The organism is Vibrio sp. 10N (assembly GCF_036245475.1).
In the GTDB taxonomy this organism is placed as follows: Bacteria; Pseudomonadota; Gammaproteobacteria; order Enterobacterales; family Vibrionaceae; genus Vibrio.
In genome coordinates, this window is sequence record NZ_BTPM01000001.1 from 3083393 (window position 1) to 3101166 (window position 17774).

Genomic DNA, 17774 nt, shown 5'->3' on the forward strand with positions numbered 1-17774 from the left:
ATTAAAATAGCTCCTGTTCTAATGGTGAGGCAGGAAAACGAAACGGCACGGGGCCATCGGCTTCGCCTTTAAGGAATTGTTGAACTTGAGGGTCGGGATTATTTCGCAGCTCATCAGGTGTACCTTTAGCGACGATTTTTCCGTTCGCCATGAGATACACCCAGTCAGCTATCGACATCACCTCAGGAACATCATGGGAGACCACGACTGAGGTCACGTTCAGAGCATTATTCAGTTTACTGATCAGCTCCACCAGCACGCCCATCGTGATAGGGTCTTGGCCGACAAAGGGCTCATCATAAAGAATCAATTCAGGGTCAAGGGCAATCGCTCTCGCAAGGGCTGCGCGCCTTGCCATTCCGCCAGAGAGCTCGCTAGGCATCAGTTGTGCCGCCCCCCTTAGTCCGACCGCCTCAAGTTTCAGCAGCACTAGGGTGCGGATCATGGATTCATCTAAAGCGGTGTGCTCACGCAGCGGGAATGCCACGTTATCGAAAACGGTCAAGTCCGTGAACAGCGCGCCCGACTGGAACAACATGCTCATTTTTTTGCGAACTTGGTAAAGTCGCTTACGAGATAATGTAGGAATGTTATCGCCATCAAACCACACCTCTCCTTGGTCTGGCATCAATTGCCCACCAATCAAACGCAGCAGTGTCGTCTTACCGATTCCCGAGGGTCCCATTATCGCTGTCACCTTGCCTTTTGGCACATGCAGTTCGATATCATCAAAGATAATCCGTGAACCACGTGAAAAAGATAACCCGCTAATAGAAACCAAGTCATTGTTTGACATAGACTTCCTTATCTCGAACTCCAAGCTTTAATAACCTTCCATGATAATGATACTTGAGTGCAATTAAAACCCTAGTGGTCAATCCATTTTATAAACAATTCAACAAATTCGTATTCGTTAAGTAATAACGGAGACGCGCTCAAAACGACAAACGCTTCCCTTGTCTCATTTAAAGGTACGCAATTCCGAGCTCTATCGGTATTTTATTTATTGATTGGCTTCCATTTTGGATGACAAAGCGTCAAAATTAGCCGCCAATTGTCTCAGAAAAAAAGAAGTGGAATAAAACATGCTCGAAGCCGTGGTGTTTCTGATTATTGGACTGGTTTTTCTCGTATGGAGTGCGGATAAACTGGTATTTGGTGCCGCTGCATTGGCACGCAATGTGGGTATTTCCCCACTGGTCATTGGCATGACCATTCTTGCGATGGGCTCATCCGCTCCAGAAATGATGGTATCCGCCACCGCAGCTCTGGAAGGCAAAACCGATACTGCAGTGGGCAACGTTCTCGGTTCTAATATCGCCAATATCGCACTTATCCTCGGTATTACTGCGATGATCAAGCCACTTTCCATCTCATCCGCCGTTCTGAGACGTGAACTGCCACTGATGATTGCTGTCACTCTGATTGCCGGCCTAATTCTTTGGGACAGCCACCTTGGCTTCGTAGAAGGTGTTATTTTATTTGCTCTATTTGCCGTCTTTATCTTGACGATGCTGCGTATCAGCAAAGCAGAAAAAGAAAGTGGCAATGCCGATGCCCTTCTCGACGATCAAGAATCTGAAGTGCCAGAAGGCGTGAGCAATGGCAAAGCCGCTATGTGGGTGATCATCGGCCTTATCGTGCTGCCACTTGCCGCCGACCGCCTTGTCGACAGCGCAGTGGTTATCGCTCAGTATTTCGGGATGAGTGATCTGGTTATTGGCCTAACTATTATTGCCATTGGCACCAGTTTACCTGAGCTTGCGGCTTCTCTCGCAGGTGTACTTAAAGGTGAAGACGATATGGCGGTGGGTAACATCATCGGTTCCAACGTCTTTAATATCCTTGCAGTCATGGGCATCCCAGGCATTCTCAACCCATCGCTACTGAGCGAGCATGCCATGGGGCGTGACTTCTGGGTCATGCTAGGATTGTCTCTGCTGTTAGTTGTTATGGCACTTGGCAAGTCAAAAAGCATTAATCGCATCGAAGGGGGCATCCTATTCGTGCTCTTCTTAGGTTATCAAGTGTATCTGTTTGCCAATATGGCAGCATAGGAGCAATTGTATGTCTGAATTTGATTTCATTGGCAGTGCCAAGCGTGTTCTGAATACCGAAGTGCAAGCACTGATGCACATAGAGCGCTACTTCGATGAGCATTTTGAAGCAGTATGCCAAGCTATTTTGAACCATCAGGGCAAAGTGATTGTGATGGGTATTGGTAAGTCTGGACACATCGGTAAGAAAATTGCCGCCACACTCGCCAGTACTGGTACTTCTGCATTTTTTGTTCATCCTGGTGAAGCGGCACATGGCGATCTGGGTATGATCGAAGCTCGTGATCTGGTTATTGCCATCTCAAACTCAGGCGAAGCACATGAGATCATTAGCCTATTTCCAGTATTCAAACGCTTAGGCATTACCACGGTCAGCATGACAGGTAAGCCCGCCTCCACTATGGGCAAACTTTCCGATTACCATTTGCAGATTACGGTTCCAAAAGAAGCGTGCCCACTTGAGCTCGCTCCAACGTCCAGTTCAACCGCTACCCTAGTCATGGGTGATGCACTGGCAATGGCTTTGCTTGAAGCTCGTGGCTTTAGCGAGGAAGATTTTGCTCTTTCTCACCCAGGCGGCGCACTGGGGCGCAAACTGCTTCTTAAGCTCAGCGACATCATGCACACTGGTGAGGCACTGCCTATGGTTGGCCCTGAAACCCTGGTTCGTGACGCCCTACTCGAGATTTCCAACAAAGGCCTTGGCATGACCACGGTTGTGGATGAGAAACATACTCTGCTCGGCATCTTCACCGATGGAGACCTGCGCCGCATCCTAGATCGCCGTGTGGATATTCATGAAACCACCATCGGCGAGGTAATGATTGCTTCACCAACCACGGCCACACCAAACATGTTGGCAGCAGAAGGGCTAAACTTGATGCAATCGAAAAAGATCAGCGGCCTAGTTCTGCTCGAAGATCACAAAGTAGTCGGTGCGTTAAACATGCATGACTTACTCAAAGCAGGAGTGATGTAATGTCTGTGAATGTAGAAACACTTTACGGCCCAATCAGCAAAGTTACGGTTGATAAGGCCGCCAATATTGAGCTATTAATTTGCGACGTCGATGGCGTCTTTTCCGATGGCCTGATTTATATGGGCAATGATGGTGAGGAGCTGAAGACCTTTCACACCCGTGATGGCTATGGTGTCAAAGCGTTGATGAGCGCAGGGGTCCATGTTGCTATCATTACCGGACGTAGCTCAAAAATTGTTGAGAACCGCATGAAAGCACTTGGCATCACGTTGATTTACCAAGGTCAAGATGACAAAGTAGTCGCTTACCAAGATATTTGCGACAAGTTAGGCATCGCACCTGAGCACACCGCCTATATTGGTGATGACTTAATTGATTGGCCAGTCATGGCACAAGTGGGGCTGGGCGTTTGTGTGGCGGATGGTCACCCGCTACTGGCGAAAAAAGCCGATCATGTGACCAGCATCCGTGGCGGACACGGCGCGGTTAGGGAAATCTGTGATCTGATCCTAGAATCAAAGGGAGAACTTGAGCTTCACAAGGGTCTAAGTATATGAGTTTATCTCGTATTCTTTACAGTTTACTTGCCATTGTTATCGCAGGTAGTGGGTACTACCTGTACAGCAAAGATGACGCTAACGTTATCTTAATTGAACCGAACATTGAGCTGCCGGCGTTTAGCGGTACCAACTTACACAACATCTCCTACAGCGATACGGGGATACGCAGTTACAGTATTACTTCTGCGCATCTAGAGCACTTCTCAAAACGAGGTGAAACCGTATTCCAGCAGCCAATTGTGCGTATTTTTGCCAATGGTGAAATCCAAGAGTGGGAGATCTCTGCCGATACGGCGATATTGGATAAGCAAGAAGTACTGACACTGCACGACAATGTCGTAGCTAGAAACTTGCTCCCTGAATCGGGGTTTGACACTTTGTCGACGCAGACCATGAGTATCAAACTCGAGAATCGTGATTTTTGGGCCGACAATAAAGTCATCATGCTTGGTCCACAATTTGAAACGCAAGGAGAGGCAATGAAAGGAAACTTTGCCAATCACCTCGCGGAACTTTACAACAAAGTGAATAGTAAATATGAAACTCTCGCACCTTAGTCTCAGCCTGTGCCTGCTTTTGCCAACAGCGGCACTGGCACTGTCGACCGATACCGAACAACCGGTATACATTGACTCAGACACCCAACAGCTCGATATGAAGAGCAACAAAGTGACATTTGCGGGCGATGTGAAGTTAAAACAAGGCAGCATTAACATCAACGCCGACAAAATCATCGTCACTCGTGAAGCGCAAACAGGGACAATCGAGGTGATCCAAGGGTTTGGTAATCTGGCCACCTTTTCGCAGCTAACCGACGATGGTAAAACCTTGTACGGCGAAGCCAGAGAACTTCACTACTCACTGAAAGATGACCAGCTAACGATGAAAAAACAAGCCATGTTGTCGCAAGATGACAGTGTGATCCGTGGCACTACTATCAAGTACCGCATTTCATCACAAAAGCTGGTTGCTGATGGTAATGCCAACGAACGTGTTTCAACCGTTCTGCAGCCGCAACAAGTTCAAGAGAAGTAGAGTCCAATATGGCGTTACTGAAAGCTTCGCATTTGGCGAAGAGCTACAAAAACCGTAAGGTCGTCTCTGACGTGAGTTTGTCAGTAGAATCCGGTCAGATTGTCGGTTTGCTCGGCCCGAATGGTGCCGGTAAAACAACCTCGTTTTACATGATCGTCGGTCTGGTCGCGCGCGACGAAGGCAGCATTACCATTGATGGCAATGACATCAGCATTCTGCCAATGCACAGCCGCGCTAAAATGGGGATTGGTTATCTACCTCAAGAAGCGTCGATTTTCCGTAAGCTCAGTGTTGAACACAACATCATGGCAGTACTGGAAACACGCAATGAGCTAACCCAAGAAGAAAGACAAGATAGACTCGAAGATTTGCTCGACGAGTTTAATATTCAGCATATTCGTAAAAGCGCAGGCATGGCACTCTCTGGTGGCGAGCGAAGACGCGTTGAAATCGCTAGAGCACTGGCAGCAAACCCGCAGTTTATTCTGCTCGACGAGCCTTTTGCTGGGGTTGACCCAATTTCTGTAATTGATATAAAGAAAATTATTGAACACTTGCGCGACAGAGGGTTAGGTGTACTCATCACTGACCATAACGTACGCGAAACGCTAGATGTTTGTGAAAAAGCCTACATAGTGAGTCAAGGTCACTTGATCGCAGAGGGAAGTCCTGAAGATGTTCTCAATAATGAACACGTAAAACAGGTTTATCTCGGTGAACAATTCAGACTATGATTTAATAGGCATGGATACAATATTAATAATAGGCTCATAACACTGCATGAAACCCTCATTACAACTCAAGCTAGGTCAACAGTTAGCAATGACGCCACAACTGCAACAAGCAATTCGCTTGCTGCAATTGTCGACGCTTGATTTGCAACAAGAGATCCAAGAAGCCCTGGACTCAAATCCGCTCCTCGACGTCGAAGAAGCCGTTGAAGAGACAAGCAATGACGACAAACCAAATGCTGAGAATAAAGATGAGAGCCCGACTGCAGAAATAACCAGTGAGCCTGAGCTTAAAGACAGTTCCGATCAAATTGAAAAATCGGAGATCTCCAACGAGCTCGAAATGGACACCACTTGGGATGACGTCTACAGCGCCAATACCGGAAATACTGGCATCGCAGCTGACGATGACATGCCTATTTATCAAGGTGAAACAACCCAGTCTCTGCAAGATTATCTCGTATGGCAGCTCGATTTAACGCCATTTACCGAAACCGATCGCGCTATCGCTCTGGCCATCATTGATGCTGTGGACGACTACGGCTATCTCACGCTCTCGTGTGAAGAAATCCTGGAAAGTGTCGACATTGACGATGTCGAGCTTGATGAAGTCGAAGCGGTACGCAAGCGCATTCAGCAGTTTGATCCACTGGGCATTGCGTCACTCAACTTACAAGACTGCTTGCTATTGCAACTTGCTACCTTCCCTGAAGATACGCCATGGCTTGCTGAAGCGAAGTTAGTCCTTACTCACCATATCGACCAACTGGGTAATCGTGACTATAAGTTAGTCATTAAAGAGACCAAGCTGAAAGAAGCCGAGCTTCGCGAAGTGCTTAAGCTTATTCAGCAGCTTGACCCACGTCCAGGCAGTAAGATCACGCCGGATGAAACCGAATACGTAGTACCGGATGTATCGGTATTCAAAGACCGCGGCAAGTGGGTAGTGCAAATCAACCCTGACAGCGTGCCGAAACTCAAGGTCAATCAGCAGTATGCTCAGCTAGGTACAGGCAACAGCGCTGACAGTCAATATATTCGCTCCAACCTTCAGGAAGCGAAATGGCTGATTAAGAGTCTAGAAAGCCGCAACGAAACCCTATTAAAAGTGGCCAAGTGTATCGTCGAACACCAACATGACTTCTTCGAATATGGCGAAGAGGCGATGAAACCAATGGTGCTTAATGATGTGGCGCTAGCCGTCGATATGCACGAATCTACGATTTCTCGCGTGACCACACAAAAGTACATGCATACACCGCGCGGTATCTTCGAGCTCAAATACTTCTTCTCAAGCCACGTGTCGACTGACAATGGCGGAGAATGCTCCTCTACTGCAATTCGTGCCCTAATCAAGAAGCTTGTTGCTGCGGAAAACCCAGCCAAGCCATTGAGCGATAGTAAAATCGCAGCTCAACTCGCTGACCAAGGAATTCAGGTCGCTAGGCGAACCATAGCGAAATACCGTGAATCGTTGGGCATCGCCCCATCCAGTCAGCGTAAACGCCTACTCTAAGGTCAATAACTAAGAAGGAAAGTCTATGCAAATTCAAATTACAGGCCACCATGTTGATCTCACTGATTCAATGCAAGACTACGTTCACAGTAAATTTCAGAAGCTCGAGCGCTTTTTTGAGCACATAAACAACATTCATGTGGTTTTAAAAGTTGAAAAATTAGACCAGATCGCCGAAGCTACGCTCCACGTAAATCAAGCTGAAATTCACGCAGCCTCCAATGATGAGAGTATGTACGCTGCGATTGACTCGTTAGTAGATAAACTGACCAGACAACTGAATAAGCACAAAGAAAAGCTAAGTAATCACTAAAATGCAAATAAGTGAAGTATTAACGCTGGACTGCACCAAAAGTGCAGTCCCTTGTACCAGCAAAAAGCGCGCGCTTGAAATCATCAGCGAAATCGCCGCACAGCACACTGGAAAGAACTCAACGGAGCTGTTTGAATGCATGCTAAGCCGAGAGAAAGTTGGCAGCACTGGCATTGGTAATGGTATTGCCATTCCACACGCCCGCATGCAAGACAGTGACAAAGCGGTGGCGGTATTGCTTCAGTGCCAAGATGCGGTGGACTTTGATGCCATCGACAATCGCCCTGTTGATCTTATGTTCGCGCTGCTTGTACCAGATGCACAATGCAAAGAGCACCTGAAAACACTCTCTTGTATGGCAGAGCGTCTTAACGACAAAGCGGTACTCAAACAACTGCGTAATGCTCAAAGCGATCAAGAGCTTTACGACATCATTGTTAGTCACTGATCAAGGAAACCAGCAGACATGCGTTTGGTTGTGGTAAGTGGACACTCAGGGGCTGGCAAAAGTGTCGCCTTGCGAGTCCTAGAAGACTCCGGCTACTACTGTGTTGACAATCTTCCTGTCGACCTTCTTGGCCCATTTGTTGATTCCAGCCAAGACACGCAGCAAAGTGTCGCGGTCAGTATCGATATCCGAAACCTACCTAAAAACCTTGCTCAGCTTTCACTGACGCTGGATCAGTTGTCTTTAAAGCACGACGTCAAGCTGCTGTTTCTCGATGCCGACAAGTCGGTGTTACTCACTCGCTATAGCGAGACACGCCGTATTCATCCCTTGTCGCAGCGTGAAGACAAACTCTCTCTTGAGCAAGCGATCGATTTAGAGCACACACTGCTCGCGCCAATTAAAGAGCAAGCCGATTACGTCATCGACTCCAGCAAGCAGTCTATTCATGATCTCAGTGAAGCCATTCGCTTTCAGATAGAAGGACAAGAGAAAAAAGAGCTGGTCATGGTGTTTCAGTCGTTTGGATTTAAATATGGCATGCCAAGTGACGCAGATTATGTGTTTGATGTGCGCTTTTTGCCGAACCCACACTGGCAACCAGAGCTTCGCCCAATGACTGGCCTCGATGCTCCCATTAAATCATTTCTTGAGTCCTATCCTGATGTGATTGAACTAAAGCATCAAATCCAAGGCTTTGTCGAGCGTTGGCTTCCGCTACTAGAAAAGAACAATCGCAGTTATTTGACCGTGGCAATCGGCTGCACTGGTGGCAAGCACCGCTCTGTTTATATTACTCAGCAAATCGGTGAGTATTTCGAGCAGCTCGGCCACAAGGTGAAAATCCGTCACGCCTCACTCGAAAAAAACCAATAGGAATATCAATGTCTCACTCTCGCACTGTGCTTATTCTCAATCGTCTTGGTCTGCATGCTCGCGCCGCGGTTAAACTGGTCGAATTAGCACAGAGCTTTGATGCGACAGTGACCATCTGTAACCACGAACAGAAAGAAGCCACAGCCGACAGCGTGATGGGGTTATTGATGCTTGAATCAGCACAAGGTGAGAACATTACCATCAAAGCAACAGGCACTCAGGCAGAAGCGGCACTCAATGCCGTCTGTGACTTGGTCGAACATCGTTTCGACGAAGACGAGTAACGTCATCCCCCAGCCTACTCCAAACAAAAAACTTTCTCGCCATTGATAACTAGTTATTAATTAACAAGCAGAATTAGGCTACTATTCAGTACATTAACAAGCAGTTGAGTGTAGGGGGCATCCATGGCAGAGCAAATAGAATTCGATCAAGCTCACCAAACCCTCCAAGAAGTCACAGAAGCGCTAGAAAACGGCCGCTTCGTATTCGTTCGTAGACAACTTCAGGACATGGAGCCTGAAGACATCGCCCATCTTTTAGAAGCCTCACCACGCAAAAGCCGTGAAGTACTGTGGCAGCTAACCGATCCTGAAGATTACGGTGAGATCCTTGATGAACTTAACGAGGATGTCAAAGATGCGTTAGTCTCAAAAATGGCGCCCGAGAAGCTCGCAGAAGCGACGGAAGGCATGGACACCGACGATGTGGCCTACGTTCTTCGTAGTCTTCCAGATGATGTCTCTCGTGAAGTTCTATCGCAAATGGATACGGCCGACCGTTTACGCGTCGAAACCGCCCTATCTTACCCAGAAGATACCGCTGGTGGCATCATGAATACCGACGTTATCACCATTCGTGGTGATGTCGATGTCGATGTCGTACTGCGTTATCTGCGCATGAAAGGTGAGCTGCCAGAAGCCACCGATGCGCTGTATGTCATTGATGAAGAAGATATGCTGATTGGTCACCTTTCTTTGACCACTTTGTTAACCACTCAGCCCGATATCAAAGTTAGTGACGTGATGGACGATGCCGATGAAGCCATTCATGTTGAAACCAGTGATTCCGATGTGGCTTCGCTATTTGAACGTCGTGACTGGGTATCCGCGCCGGTAGTGGATAGCCAGCACCACCTCGTTGGCCGTATTACCATCGATGACGTGGTCGACATCATCCGTGAAGACGCCGAACACTCCATGATGAGTATGGCGGGTATGGATGATGACGAAGATACCTTCGCACCTGTGGTGAAATCTGCTAGAAGACGCAGTGTTTGGCTCGGGGCGAATGTCTTAGCTGCACTCGCGGCAGCCTCAGTGTCCAACATGTTTGAGGCAACCCTTGAGCAAATGGCCGCTATTGCAGTATTAATGACGATTGTCCCTTCCATGGGTGGTGTTGCGGGTAACCAAACGGTAGCACTCGTCATTCGCGGCTTGGCACTGGGCCACATTGGTGACAGTAACCGCAGAGAACTGCTCCTCAAAGAAGCGGCGATCGGCTTTCTTAACGGGATCCTTTGGGCGCTCATCATCGGCGGTATTGTCGTGGCTTGGAAAGGCGACTGGATGCTGGGCGGCATTATCTCTGCCGCAATGATGACCAACTTATTGGTCGCGGGTATTGCCGGGGTAACCATCCCAATTCTGCTTAAGAAAATGAACATCGACCCTGCACTCGCAGGAGGTATGGCACTCACCACGATTACCGATGTGGTTGGCCTATCCGTGTTCTTGGGCCTCGCTACCATCATGATTACATAAAAAAAATAAGGCTCCATTGGAGCCTTATTTTTTAGTCTTCTATAGCTTTCTTCTCAACAAGAGTAATGCAATGGTGAGAAATACCAAGCTTGGCCCTAAAGCACCAAACAGCGGTGACATGCCGTACACCAGACTCACTGGGCCAAAGAACTCACTGGAAATATAAAAGGTAAAGCCCGCTATCACACCAGAGAGAATTCGTGCCCCCATGGTGACACTTCTCAATGGACCAAACACAAACGAGAGTGCCATCAGCATCATCACCGCCACCGATATAGGCTGGGTTGCCTTACGCCAAAAGGCTAATTCATAACGTGATGCATCTTGCTCTGAGTCTTTCAAGTATTGGGTATAGTCCCAAAGTCCGCTCAGTGGCAGCTCGTTGAGGTCAACCGTCACGATGGCCAACTTGTCAGGAACGAGCGATGTTTGCCACTCTTGGCTATCGATGGTCTCTTTGCTGAGCACCACACTATCTGCCATATTCGTCACTTGAATGTCGTACATCTGCCAACGGTTATCACCAAGATAATCGGCACGATCAGCGTATATCGTCGCCACCAGATGCTTATCGGTGTCAAAACGCCACAAATTCATGCCTTGGATAGACTCGCCATCGACTTTGGAGATAAAAATAAAGTCATTAGCATCCCGCGCCCAGACCCCATTCCTCACCGAAACAATACTTCCCCCGGTGATGGACTGCATGCGTAAGTCTCGAGCCATTTGCTGAGTAGTTGGTGCCCCCCATTCACCGAGAGCCATCACCGCTAGCATCAATGGAACTGCGGTCTTGAGCACCGAAAAACCAATACGCATTTTTGAAATGCCGGCAGCCTGCATGACCACCAGCTCAGAACTACCCGCCAACATACCAAGGCCAATAAGCGAGCCAAGCAGTGCAGCCATAGAGAAAAACAGTTCCACATCACGCGGCATACCAAGCAGTACAAAGTACATAGCCGACAGCATATCATAGCTACCTTCACCGACAGAGCGCAGCTGCTCAACAAATTTGATCACCGCTGACAAACCAACAAACACCGACAATACCAGCAAAATGGTGGTAATAATGGTTCGGCCAACATAGACATCTAAAATTCGAAACACGTTTACGCTACCTCTTGCGGCTTACCGCGTCTTTTGCGACGCCATTTTTCTCTGACTTTTCTTACTGGCACGGTATCCCAAGTGTTCACCCCAATCGCCGCGACTAACAACGCAAAGTTCACGGGCCACAGACCAATATAAGTTGGGAATGCGCCATCTTCTAGCGCCGATTTCATTGCGCTGATCGCCATAAAGTAAGCAAAGTAAACGAATATCGCCGGCCCCATTTTGGCAAACTTGCTCTGCCTTGGGTTCACCGCTGACAGCGGTACCACCAGCATAGTTAACAATGGGATACATACGACAAGGGAAATGCGCCAATGAAGCTCAGCCTGCGCTTTTGGCGTAGGATCAGAGATCAAATCCAAGGTCGGAATGGCCATCCATGAGCGGCCTCTTGGCTTCACTTCACGCTGACCAATCACCCCTTCATACTCGGAAAACTCCGTGATCATATATTCTAGGCGCGTTGGTATGCCTTCATAACGGGTGCCATCGTACAGGGCAATGACTTGTCTGCCATCACTCAGCTCTTTCACCTCACCGGATTTGGCAGAAATCACGCTTGGCAATATAGAGTCTCTAGGGCTGAGCTGCGCAACAAATACATTATCCAGTTTGCGATTACGGATATCGTCAATAAACACCACTGACGACCCATCTGGCGTGCGCTGGAAGCTCCCCGTTTGAATTAGCTCAACTGAGTTTTCCGACGCCAGCTTTTCTCGGATCTGCACTTCTTGCTCTTGCGTCCAAGGGGCAAGCCAAAATGCATTAAATGCCGCCAGCGAGGTGGTGATCACAGCAAGATACATCGCGGCACGGATCAAAAACTTGTTACCGATACCAGTGGCGTTCATGACCGTAATTTCACTTTCGGCATATAAACGACCAAACGTAACCAAAATACCGATGTAGATACTCAGCGGGAACATCAACAGTCCCATGGTTGGCATGCTGATCCCCGCCAACGTCATAATCAGTCCGGCGGGAATGTCCCCATCCGACGCATCAGCAAGCACTTGGATAAATTGACGGCTGAAAAACACGAGAAAGAGCACTAAAAAGATAGCTAATTGGCTCTTAACTGTTTCTCTGATCAAATATCTAACAATAATCACAGTGAAAACACCTATACAAAACTTGTTTTTTTGATTGAATCGCTATAGTTTTCGGATAAACCTTTTATTTTTTACTTTTTTGATCGATTCTTATCTTTAGATTATAGGCCGAACTGGCACATAAATTTCAAACACTAATAATCGATTATCTAACATTTAGTTCTATTTGTCTTTAGGATGTAGGAGTACGCATGGAGTTTAGTGTAAAAAGTGGCAGCCCAGAGAAGCAGCGCAGTGCTTGCATCGTAGTTGGCGTTTTTGAGCCACGTCGTCTCTCACCAGTTGCAGAGCAGCTGGACAAAATCAGTGATGGCTATATCAGCTCACTGCTACGCCGTGGCGACCTTGAAGGTAAGCCAGGCCAAATGCTTCTTTTGCACCAAGTGCCTGGGGTACTGTCAGAGCGTGTACTTCTAGTAGGTTGTGGTAAAGAGCGCGAGCTTGGCGAGCGTCAATACAAAGAAATTATCCAAAAAACCATCAGCACGCTGAACGAAACGGGTTCAATGGAAGCCGTTTGCTTCCTAACCGAGCTTCACGTTAAAGGCCGCGACACATACTGGAAAGTACGCCAAGCGGTAGAAGCGACCAAAGATGGTCTGTATACCTTCGATCAATTCAAGAGCAGCAAGCCAGAAACTCGCCGTCCACTTCGTAAACTAGTATTTAACGTACCAACGCGTCGTGAACTAAACCTAGGCGAAAAAGCGATTGCGCATGGTCTCGCGGTTGCATCAGGTGTGAAAGCATCAAAAGATCTTGGCAACATGCCACCAAACATTGCCAACCCTGCTTACCTAGCGTCTCAAGCTCGTCGCCTTGCTGATGACTATGAAACCGTCACGACTAAGATCATCGGTGAGCAAGAGATGGAAAAACTAGGCATGACCTCTTACCTAGCGGTAGGTCGTGGCTCTAAGAACGAATCTATGATGTCTATCATGGAATACAAGGGCAACCCAGAGTCAGACGCAAAACCAATCGTACTGGTCGGTAAAGGCCTGACTTTCGATTCAGGCGGCATCTCGCTAAAACCGGGTGAAGGCATGGATGAGATGAAGTACGACATGTGTGGTGCGGCATCGGTATTCGGTACCATGAAGGCACTTGCGAAGCTAAACCTACCTATCAATGTTATTGGCATCCTCGCGGGTTGTGAAAACATGCCAGGTAGTAATGCTTACCGTCCAGGCGACATCCTAACCACCATGTCAGGCCAAACGGTTGAAGTACTTAACACCGATGCAGAAGGCCGTCTGGTACTGTGTGACGCGCTAACATACGTTGAGCGTTACGAGCCAGAGTGTGTGGTTGACGTAGCGACGCTAACAGGTGCTTGTGTTATCGCATTAGGTCACCACATCAGCGGTGTTATCTCTAACCACAACCCACTGTCTCACGAGCTAGTTAACGCTTCTGAGCAAGCGGGTGACCGAGCTTGGCGCCTACCGATGGCAGATGAGTACCAAGAACAGCTAGCAAGCCCATTTGCAGACATGGCAAACATTGGCGGCCGCCCTGGCGGTACCATTACTGCTGGCTGCTTCCTATCGCGCTTTACGAAGAAGTACCACTGGGCTCACCTAGATATCGCAGGTACCGCATGGAAGTCTGGTAAAGCAAAAGGCTCTACTGGCCGTCCAGTCTCACTACTTGTCCAATTCTTGCTTAACCGCAGTGGCCAAGAGACTGAAGAGTAATCGAAAAAAGGGCCGCAAGGCCCTTTTTTAGTTTTAGGCATCCGTAATTTCCCTCTATACACAGAAGTCACGATATGAATACTGCAACGTTCTACATTATTGGAGAAGAGTCTGAGCAAGCAACGCCGCAAGGTTGGTTTGCCTATGTGCATTTTCTTAGTCGTCACTTCACTGGGCAAGGAGCCAAACTCTACATCAATTGCACCGATAGACAGCACGCTGAGACTGTGGCTGAGTTTTTCTGGCAAGTTTCCCCAGAGCAATTTATTGCCCACAATTTAGTGGGGGAAGGACCAAAGAATGGCACACCGGTTGAGATCGGTTTTGAAGGGCTTAAACCCAGTTGGAACCGTCAATTGGTAATAAATCTGGCTAATAGTCACGCAACCTTTGCGAACTCCTTTGGTCAAGTGGTAGACTTCGTCCCTTGCGAAGAAAAAGCTAAGCAAGTTGCGCGAGAAAGGTATAAAATTTACCGTCAAGCGGGCTATCAGCTACAAACCATTGAGATTCAACATTCAGAATCCTAATCAAGGTCAATCCTTATAAGTAAGCGTGACACACTCTCGTTTATTTATAAGGTTTGGCAAATTTCTTTCACAGATTAAAGTAAGTATCCAAGAAAGCTATGGAAAAGACATATAACCCACAATCTATCGAACAAGCTCTGTACAAGACTTGGGAAGAGAAAGGCTACTTTAAGCCACACGGTGACACATCTAAAGAATCATACAGCATCATGATCCCGCCACCGAACGTCACTGGTAGCTTGCACATGGGTCACGCTTTCCAAGATACCATCATGGATACTCTGATCCGTGCTGAGCGCATGAAAGGCAAAAATACCCTTTGGCAAGTTGGTACCGACCACGCGGGTATCGCAACGCAAATGGTTGTTGAGCGCAAGATCGCCGCTGAAGAAGGCAAAACTAAGCACGATTACGGTCGTGACGCATTCATTGACAAAATTTGGGAATGGAAAGGCGAGTCTGGTGGCACGATCACTAAACAGCTTCGTCGCCTAGGTGCTTCAGTAGACTGGGATCGCGAGCGCTTTACTATGGATGACGGCCTGTCTAACGCCGTTCAAGAAGTCTTCGTTCGTCTATATGAAGACGATCTTATCTACCGTGGTAAGCGTCTAGTTAACTGGGATCCAAAGCTGCACACAGCAATCTCAGATCTAGAAGTAGAAAACAAAGACAAAAAAGGCCACATGTGGCACTTCCGCTACCCACTAGCGGATGGCGTTAAGACCGCTGAAGGCAAAGACTACATCGTTGTTGCAACCACTCGTCCAGAAACCATGCTTGGTGATACGGGCGTTGCAGTAAACCCTGAAGATCCTCGCTACAAAGATCTTATTGGCAAAGAAATCCTGCTTCCTATCGTTGATCGCCGCATCCCTATCGTGGGTGACGAGCATGCCGATATGGAAAAAGGCACAGGCTGTGTGAAGATCACACCAGCACACGACTTCAATGACTACGAAGTAGGTAAACGTCATCAACTACCGATGATCAACATCCTAACCTTCGATGCCAATATCCGTGACGCCGCTGAAGTATTTAACACCAACGGTGAAGCGAGCGACGCGTATACAACCGAGCTTCCAGCGAAATACCACGGTATGGAGCGTTTTGCTGCTCGTAAAGCGATCGTGGCAGAATTCGAAGAGCTGGGTCTTCTTGATGAGATCAAAGATCACGACCTAACGGTACCTTACGGCGACCGTGGTGGCGTGGTTATTGAGCCAATGCTAACTGACCAATGGTATGTTCGCACAGCCCCTCTTGCTGAAACAGCAACTAAAGCCGTTGAAGACGGCGAAATCCAATTTGTGCCTAAACAGTACGAAAACATGTACTTCTCTTGGATGCGTGACATTCAAGACTGGTGTATCTCTCGTCAGCTATGGTGGGGCCACCGTATCCCAGCATGGTACGACAACGACGGCAACGTGTACGTAGGTCGCACCGAAGAAGAAGTTCGTGAGAAGAACGGTCTGGCACCGGTTGTTGTACTGCGCCAAGACGATGACGTACTGGATACTTGGTTCTCTTCAGCGCTATGGACATTCGGAACGCAAGGCTGGCCAGAAAACACTGACGATCTAAAAACCTTCCACCCGTCAGATGTACTGGTTACTGGTTTCGACATCATCTTCTTCTGGGTTGCACGCATGATCATGATGACCATGCACTTCTGTAAAGATGAAAATGGCAAGCCACAAGTACCATTCAAGACGGTTTACGTTACCGGTCTAATCCGTGACGAGAACGGCGACAAGATGTCGAAGTCGAAAGGTAACGTACTTGACCCAATCGATATGATTGATGGTATCGATCTTGAGTCTCTAGTCGAGAAGCGCACTGGTAACATGATGCAGCCTCAACTAGCGAAGAAGATCGAGAAGAACACTCGTAAGACATTCGAGGATGGCATTGAACCATACGGTACGGATGCACTTCGCTTCACTCTTGCAGCAATGGCGTCTACAGGTCGTGATATCAACTGGGATATGAAGCGTCTTGAAGGTTACCGTAACTTCTGTAACAAGCTGTGGAACGCAAGCCGTTACGTACTGATGAACACTGAAGACCAAGATTGTGGCTTCGGCGAAGGTGACATCGAGTACTCACTAGCAGACAAGTGGATCGAATCTCAGTTCGAACTGGCAGCCAAAGAGTTTAACGCTCACCTAGACAACTACCGTCTAGACATGGCAGCAAACACTATCTACGAGTTCATCTGGAACCAATTCTGTGACTGGTACCTAGAGCTGACTAAACCAGTTCTATGGAAAGGCAACGAAGCTCAGCAACGTGGTACGCGTCGTACGCTGATCACCGTACTTGAGAAGACACTTCGTCTTGCTCACCCAGTACTGCCATACATCACTGAAACTATCTGGCAAAGCGTTATACCACTAGTTGACGGTGTTGAAGGCCCTGATTCTGAAGAAAGAACAATCATGCTACAAGCTCTACCTCAGTTTGAAGAAGCTAACTTCAACCAAGAAGCGCTTGATGATATCGAGTGGGTGAAAGCATTCATTACTAGTATCCGTAACCTTCGTGCAGAATACGACATTGCACCAAGCAAAGGTCTGGACGTGATGCTGAAGGTTGCTGACGAGAAAGACGCAGCGCGCCTAGAAGCAAACAAAGCAGTTCTTGCTTCACTTGCAAAACTAGAAGGCATCAAGGTACTGGCTGAAGGCGAAGAGACACCAGCATGTGCAACAGCACTGGTTGGTAAGTCTGAGCTGATGATCCCAATGGCGGGTCTGATCGACAAAGACGCTGAGCTGGATCGTCTAGCGAAAGAGATTGCTAAGACTCAAGGCGAGATCAAGCGTATCGAAGGTAAGCTAGGTAACGAAGGCTTCGTAGCAAAAGCACCAGAAGCAGTCGTGGCTAAAGAGCGTGAGAAGCTAGAAGGCTACAAAGAGACGCTAGTTAAACTTGAAGAGCAAAAGCAAACTATTGCTGCGCTTTAATTAGCAAGTCTAAAAACATAAGCCGAGAGTGGTAACACTCTCGGCTTTTTTTGTTTTCAA

At 47.9% G+C, this 17774-nt stretch carries 18 protein-coding genes; 15 read left to right on the forward strand and 3 right to left on the reverse strand.

Translation table 11 applies throughout. The features are described from left to right. Position 1 precedes the first annotated feature (1 nt). Positions 2-796, reverse strand: coding sequence for a phospholipid ABC transporter ATP-binding protein MlaF (gene mlaF, locus AAA946_RS14340; protein ID WP_338165427.1), 795 nt, complete (start codon positions 794-796; stop codon positions 2-4). A 289-nt stretch (positions 797-1085) separates the two neighbouring features. Here mlaF and AAA946_RS14345 point away from each other — a divergent pair, with 289 nt between their 5' ends. The 12 genes from AAA946_RS14345 (at position 1086) to mgtE (ending at position 10281) form a co-directional block, all read left to right on the forward strand. Further along, a complete protein-coding gene (locus AAA946_RS14345) occupies positions 1086-2057 on the forward strand; it encodes a calcium/sodium antiporter (protein ID WP_338165428.1) in 972 nt (323 codons plus the stop codon). A 10-nt stretch (positions 2058-2067) separates the two neighbouring features. After that, on the forward strand, positions 2068-3036 hold the full coding sequence (locus AAA946_RS14350) for a KpsF/GutQ family sugar-phosphate isomerase (RefSeq protein ID WP_338165429.1): 969 nt from the start codon (positions 2068-2070) through the stop codon (positions 3034-3036). After that, a complete protein-coding gene (gene kdsC, locus AAA946_RS14355; RefSeq protein WP_338165430.1) occupies positions 3036-3593 on the forward strand; it encodes a 3-deoxy-manno-octulosonate-8-phosphatase KdsC in 558 nt (185 codons plus the stop codon). The genes AAA946_RS14350 and kdsC overlap by 1 nt, the downstream gene beginning before the upstream one ends. Further along, positions 3590-4153 (forward strand): LPS export ABC transporter periplasmic protein LptC, encoded by a 564-nt coding sequence (gene lptC, locus AAA946_RS14360; RefSeq protein ID WP_338165431.1) that lies wholly within the window; start codon positions 3590-3592, stop codon positions 4151-4153. Before kdsC ends, lptC begins: the two co-directional genes overlap by 4 nt. Further along, the gene (gene lptA / locus AAA946_RS14365) at positions 4134-4631 is read left to right on the forward strand and encodes a lipopolysaccharide transport periplasmic protein LptA (protein ID WP_338165432.1); all 498 of its coding nucleotides are present in this window, start codon (positions 4134-4136) and stop codon (positions 4629-4631) included. Before lptC ends, lptA begins: the two co-directional genes overlap by 20 nt. Before the next feature lie 8 nt (positions 4632-4639). Further along, positions 4640-5365 carry an LPS export ABC transporter ATP-binding protein gene (gene lptB / locus AAA946_RS14370; RefSeq protein ID WP_112478597.1) on the forward strand — a complete coding sequence of 242 codons (726 nt, stop codon included), beginning with the start codon at positions 4640-4642 and terminating at the stop codon, positions 5363-5365. Positions 5366-5411: 46 nt separating this feature from the next. Beyond that, positions 5412-6878, forward strand: a complete 1467-nt coding sequence (locus AAA946_RS14375; RefSeq protein ID WP_338165433.1) for an RNA polymerase factor sigma-54 — start codon at positions 5412-5414, stop codon at positions 6876-6878. A gap of 25 nt (positions 6879-6903) precedes the next feature. Then, positions 6904-7191, forward strand: coding sequence for a ribosome hibernation promoting factor (gene hpf, locus AAA946_RS14380; protein WP_338165434.1), 288 nt, complete (start codon positions 6904-6906; stop codon positions 7189-7191). Between the two features lies 1 nt (position 7192). Next, complete coding sequence (ptsN, locus tag AAA946_RS14385) at positions 7193-7639, forward strand: PTS IIA-like nitrogen regulatory protein PtsN (RefSeq protein WP_338165435.1); 447 nt, start codon at positions 7193-7195, stop codon at positions 7637-7639. Positions 7640-7657: 18 nt separating this feature from the next. Next, entirely contained in the window at positions 7658-8515 is an 858-nt protein-coding gene (rapZ, locus tag AAA946_RS14390) for an RNase adapter RapZ (protein ID WP_338165436.1), read from the forward strand. An 8-nt stretch (positions 8516-8523) separates the two neighbouring features. Then, a complete protein-coding gene (locus AAA946_RS14395; RefSeq protein ID WP_112463143.1) occupies positions 8524-8799 on the forward strand; it encodes an HPr family phosphocarrier protein in 276 nt (91 codons plus the stop codon). Between the two features lie 123 nt (positions 8800-8922). Continuing rightward, positions 8923-10281: a magnesium transporter gene (mgtE, locus tag AAA946_RS14400; RefSeq protein WP_338165437.1), complete on the forward strand. Its 1359-nt coding sequence runs from the start codon at positions 8923-8925 to the stop codon at positions 10279-10281. A gap of 39 nt (positions 10282-10320) precedes the next feature. On the opposite strand, the gene lptG is transcribed toward mgtE, so the two are convergent. Both lptG and lptF read right to left on the reverse strand, forming a co-directional pair. After that, positions 10321-11391, reverse strand: a complete 1071-nt coding sequence (gene lptG / locus AAA946_RS14405; RefSeq protein WP_338165438.1) for an LPS export ABC transporter permease LptG — start codon at positions 11389-11391, stop codon at positions 10321-10323. Positions 11392-11393: 2 nt separating this feature from the next. After that, positions 11394-12512, reverse strand: coding sequence for an LPS export ABC transporter permease LptF (gene lptF / locus AAA946_RS14410; protein ID WP_338165439.1), 1119 nt, complete (start codon positions 12510-12512; stop codon positions 11394-11396). A 191-nt stretch (positions 12513-12703) separates the two neighbouring features. On the opposite strand from lptF, the gene pepA reads away from it, so the two are divergent. The 3 genes from pepA to AAA946_RS14425 all read left to right on the forward strand — a co-directional run bounded on the left by pepA (position 12704) and on the right by AAA946_RS14425 (position 17714). Next, a complete protein-coding gene (gene pepA, locus AAA946_RS14415) occupies positions 12704-14212 on the forward strand; it encodes a leucyl aminopeptidase (protein WP_338165440.1) in 1509 nt (502 codons plus the stop codon). A gap of 74 nt (positions 14213-14286) precedes the next feature. Beyond that, entirely contained in the window at positions 14287-14742 is a 456-nt protein-coding gene (locus AAA946_RS14420; protein WP_338165441.1) for a DNA polymerase III subunit chi, read from the forward strand. A 98-nt stretch (positions 14743-14840) separates the two neighbouring features. Then, positions 14841-17714, forward strand: a complete 2874-nt coding sequence (locus AAA946_RS14425; protein ID WP_338165442.1) for a valine--tRNA ligase — start codon at positions 14841-14843, stop codon at positions 17712-17714. Positions 17715-17774: the final 60 nt, after the last annotated feature.

Coding starts and splice junctions, on each gene's coding strand:
- mgtE (WP_338165437.1), top strand. CDS start 8,923: ATGGCAGAGCAAATAGAATTCGATCAAGCTCACCAAACCCTCCAAGAA.
- lptB (WP_112478597.1), top strand. CDS start 4,640: ATGGCGTTACTGAAAGCTTCGCATTTGGCGAAGAGCTACAAAAACCGT.
- AAA946_RS14350 (WP_338165429.1), top strand. CDS start 2,068: ATGTCTGAATTTGATTTCATTGGCAGTGCCAAGCGTGTTCTGAATACC.
- rapZ (WP_338165436.1), top strand. CDS start 7,658: ATGCGTTTGGTTGTGGTAAGTGGACACTCAGGGGCTGGCAAAAGTGTC.
- hpf (WP_338165434.1), top strand. CDS start 6,904: ATGCAAATTCAAATTACAGGCCACCATGTTGATCTCACTGATTCAATG.
- lptA (WP_338165432.1), top strand. CDS start 4,134: ATGAAACTCTCGCACCTTAGTCTCAGCCTGTGCCTGCTTTTGCCAACA.
- AAA946_RS14375 (WP_338165433.1), top strand. CDS start 5,412: ATGAAACCCTCATTACAACTCAAGCTAGGTCAACAGTTAGCAATGACG.
- kdsC (WP_338165430.1), top strand. CDS start 3,036: ATGTCTGTGAATGTAGAAACACTTTACGGCCCAATCAGCAAAGTTACG.
- pepA (WP_338165440.1), top strand. CDS start 12,704: ATGGAGTTTAGTGTAAAAAGTGGCAGCCCAGAGAAGCAGCGCAGTGCT.
- AAA946_RS14425 (WP_338165442.1), top strand. CDS start 14,841: ATGGAAAAGACATATAACCCACAATCTATCGAACAAGCTCTGTACAAG.
- AAA946_RS14345 (WP_338165428.1), top strand. CDS start 1,086: ATGCTCGAAGCCGTGGTGTTTCTGATTATTGGACTGGTTTTTCTCGTA.
- lptC (WP_338165431.1), top strand. CDS start 3,590: ATGAGTTTATCTCGTATTCTTTACAGTTTACTTGCCATTGTTATCGCA.
- ptsN (WP_338165435.1), top strand. CDS start 7,193: ATGCAAATAAGTGAAGTATTAACGCTGGACTGCACCAAAAGTGCAGTC.
- AAA946_RS14420 (WP_338165441.1), top strand. CDS start 14,287: ATGAATACTGCAACGTTCTACATTATTGGAGAAGAGTCTGAGCAAGCA.
- mlaF (WP_338165427.1), bottom strand. CDS start 796: ATGTCAAACAATGACTTGGTTTCTATTAGCGGGTTATCTTTTTCACGT.
- AAA946_RS14395 (WP_112463143.1), top strand. CDS start 8,524: ATGTCTCACTCTCGCACTGTGCTTATTCTCAATCGTCTTGGTCTGCAT.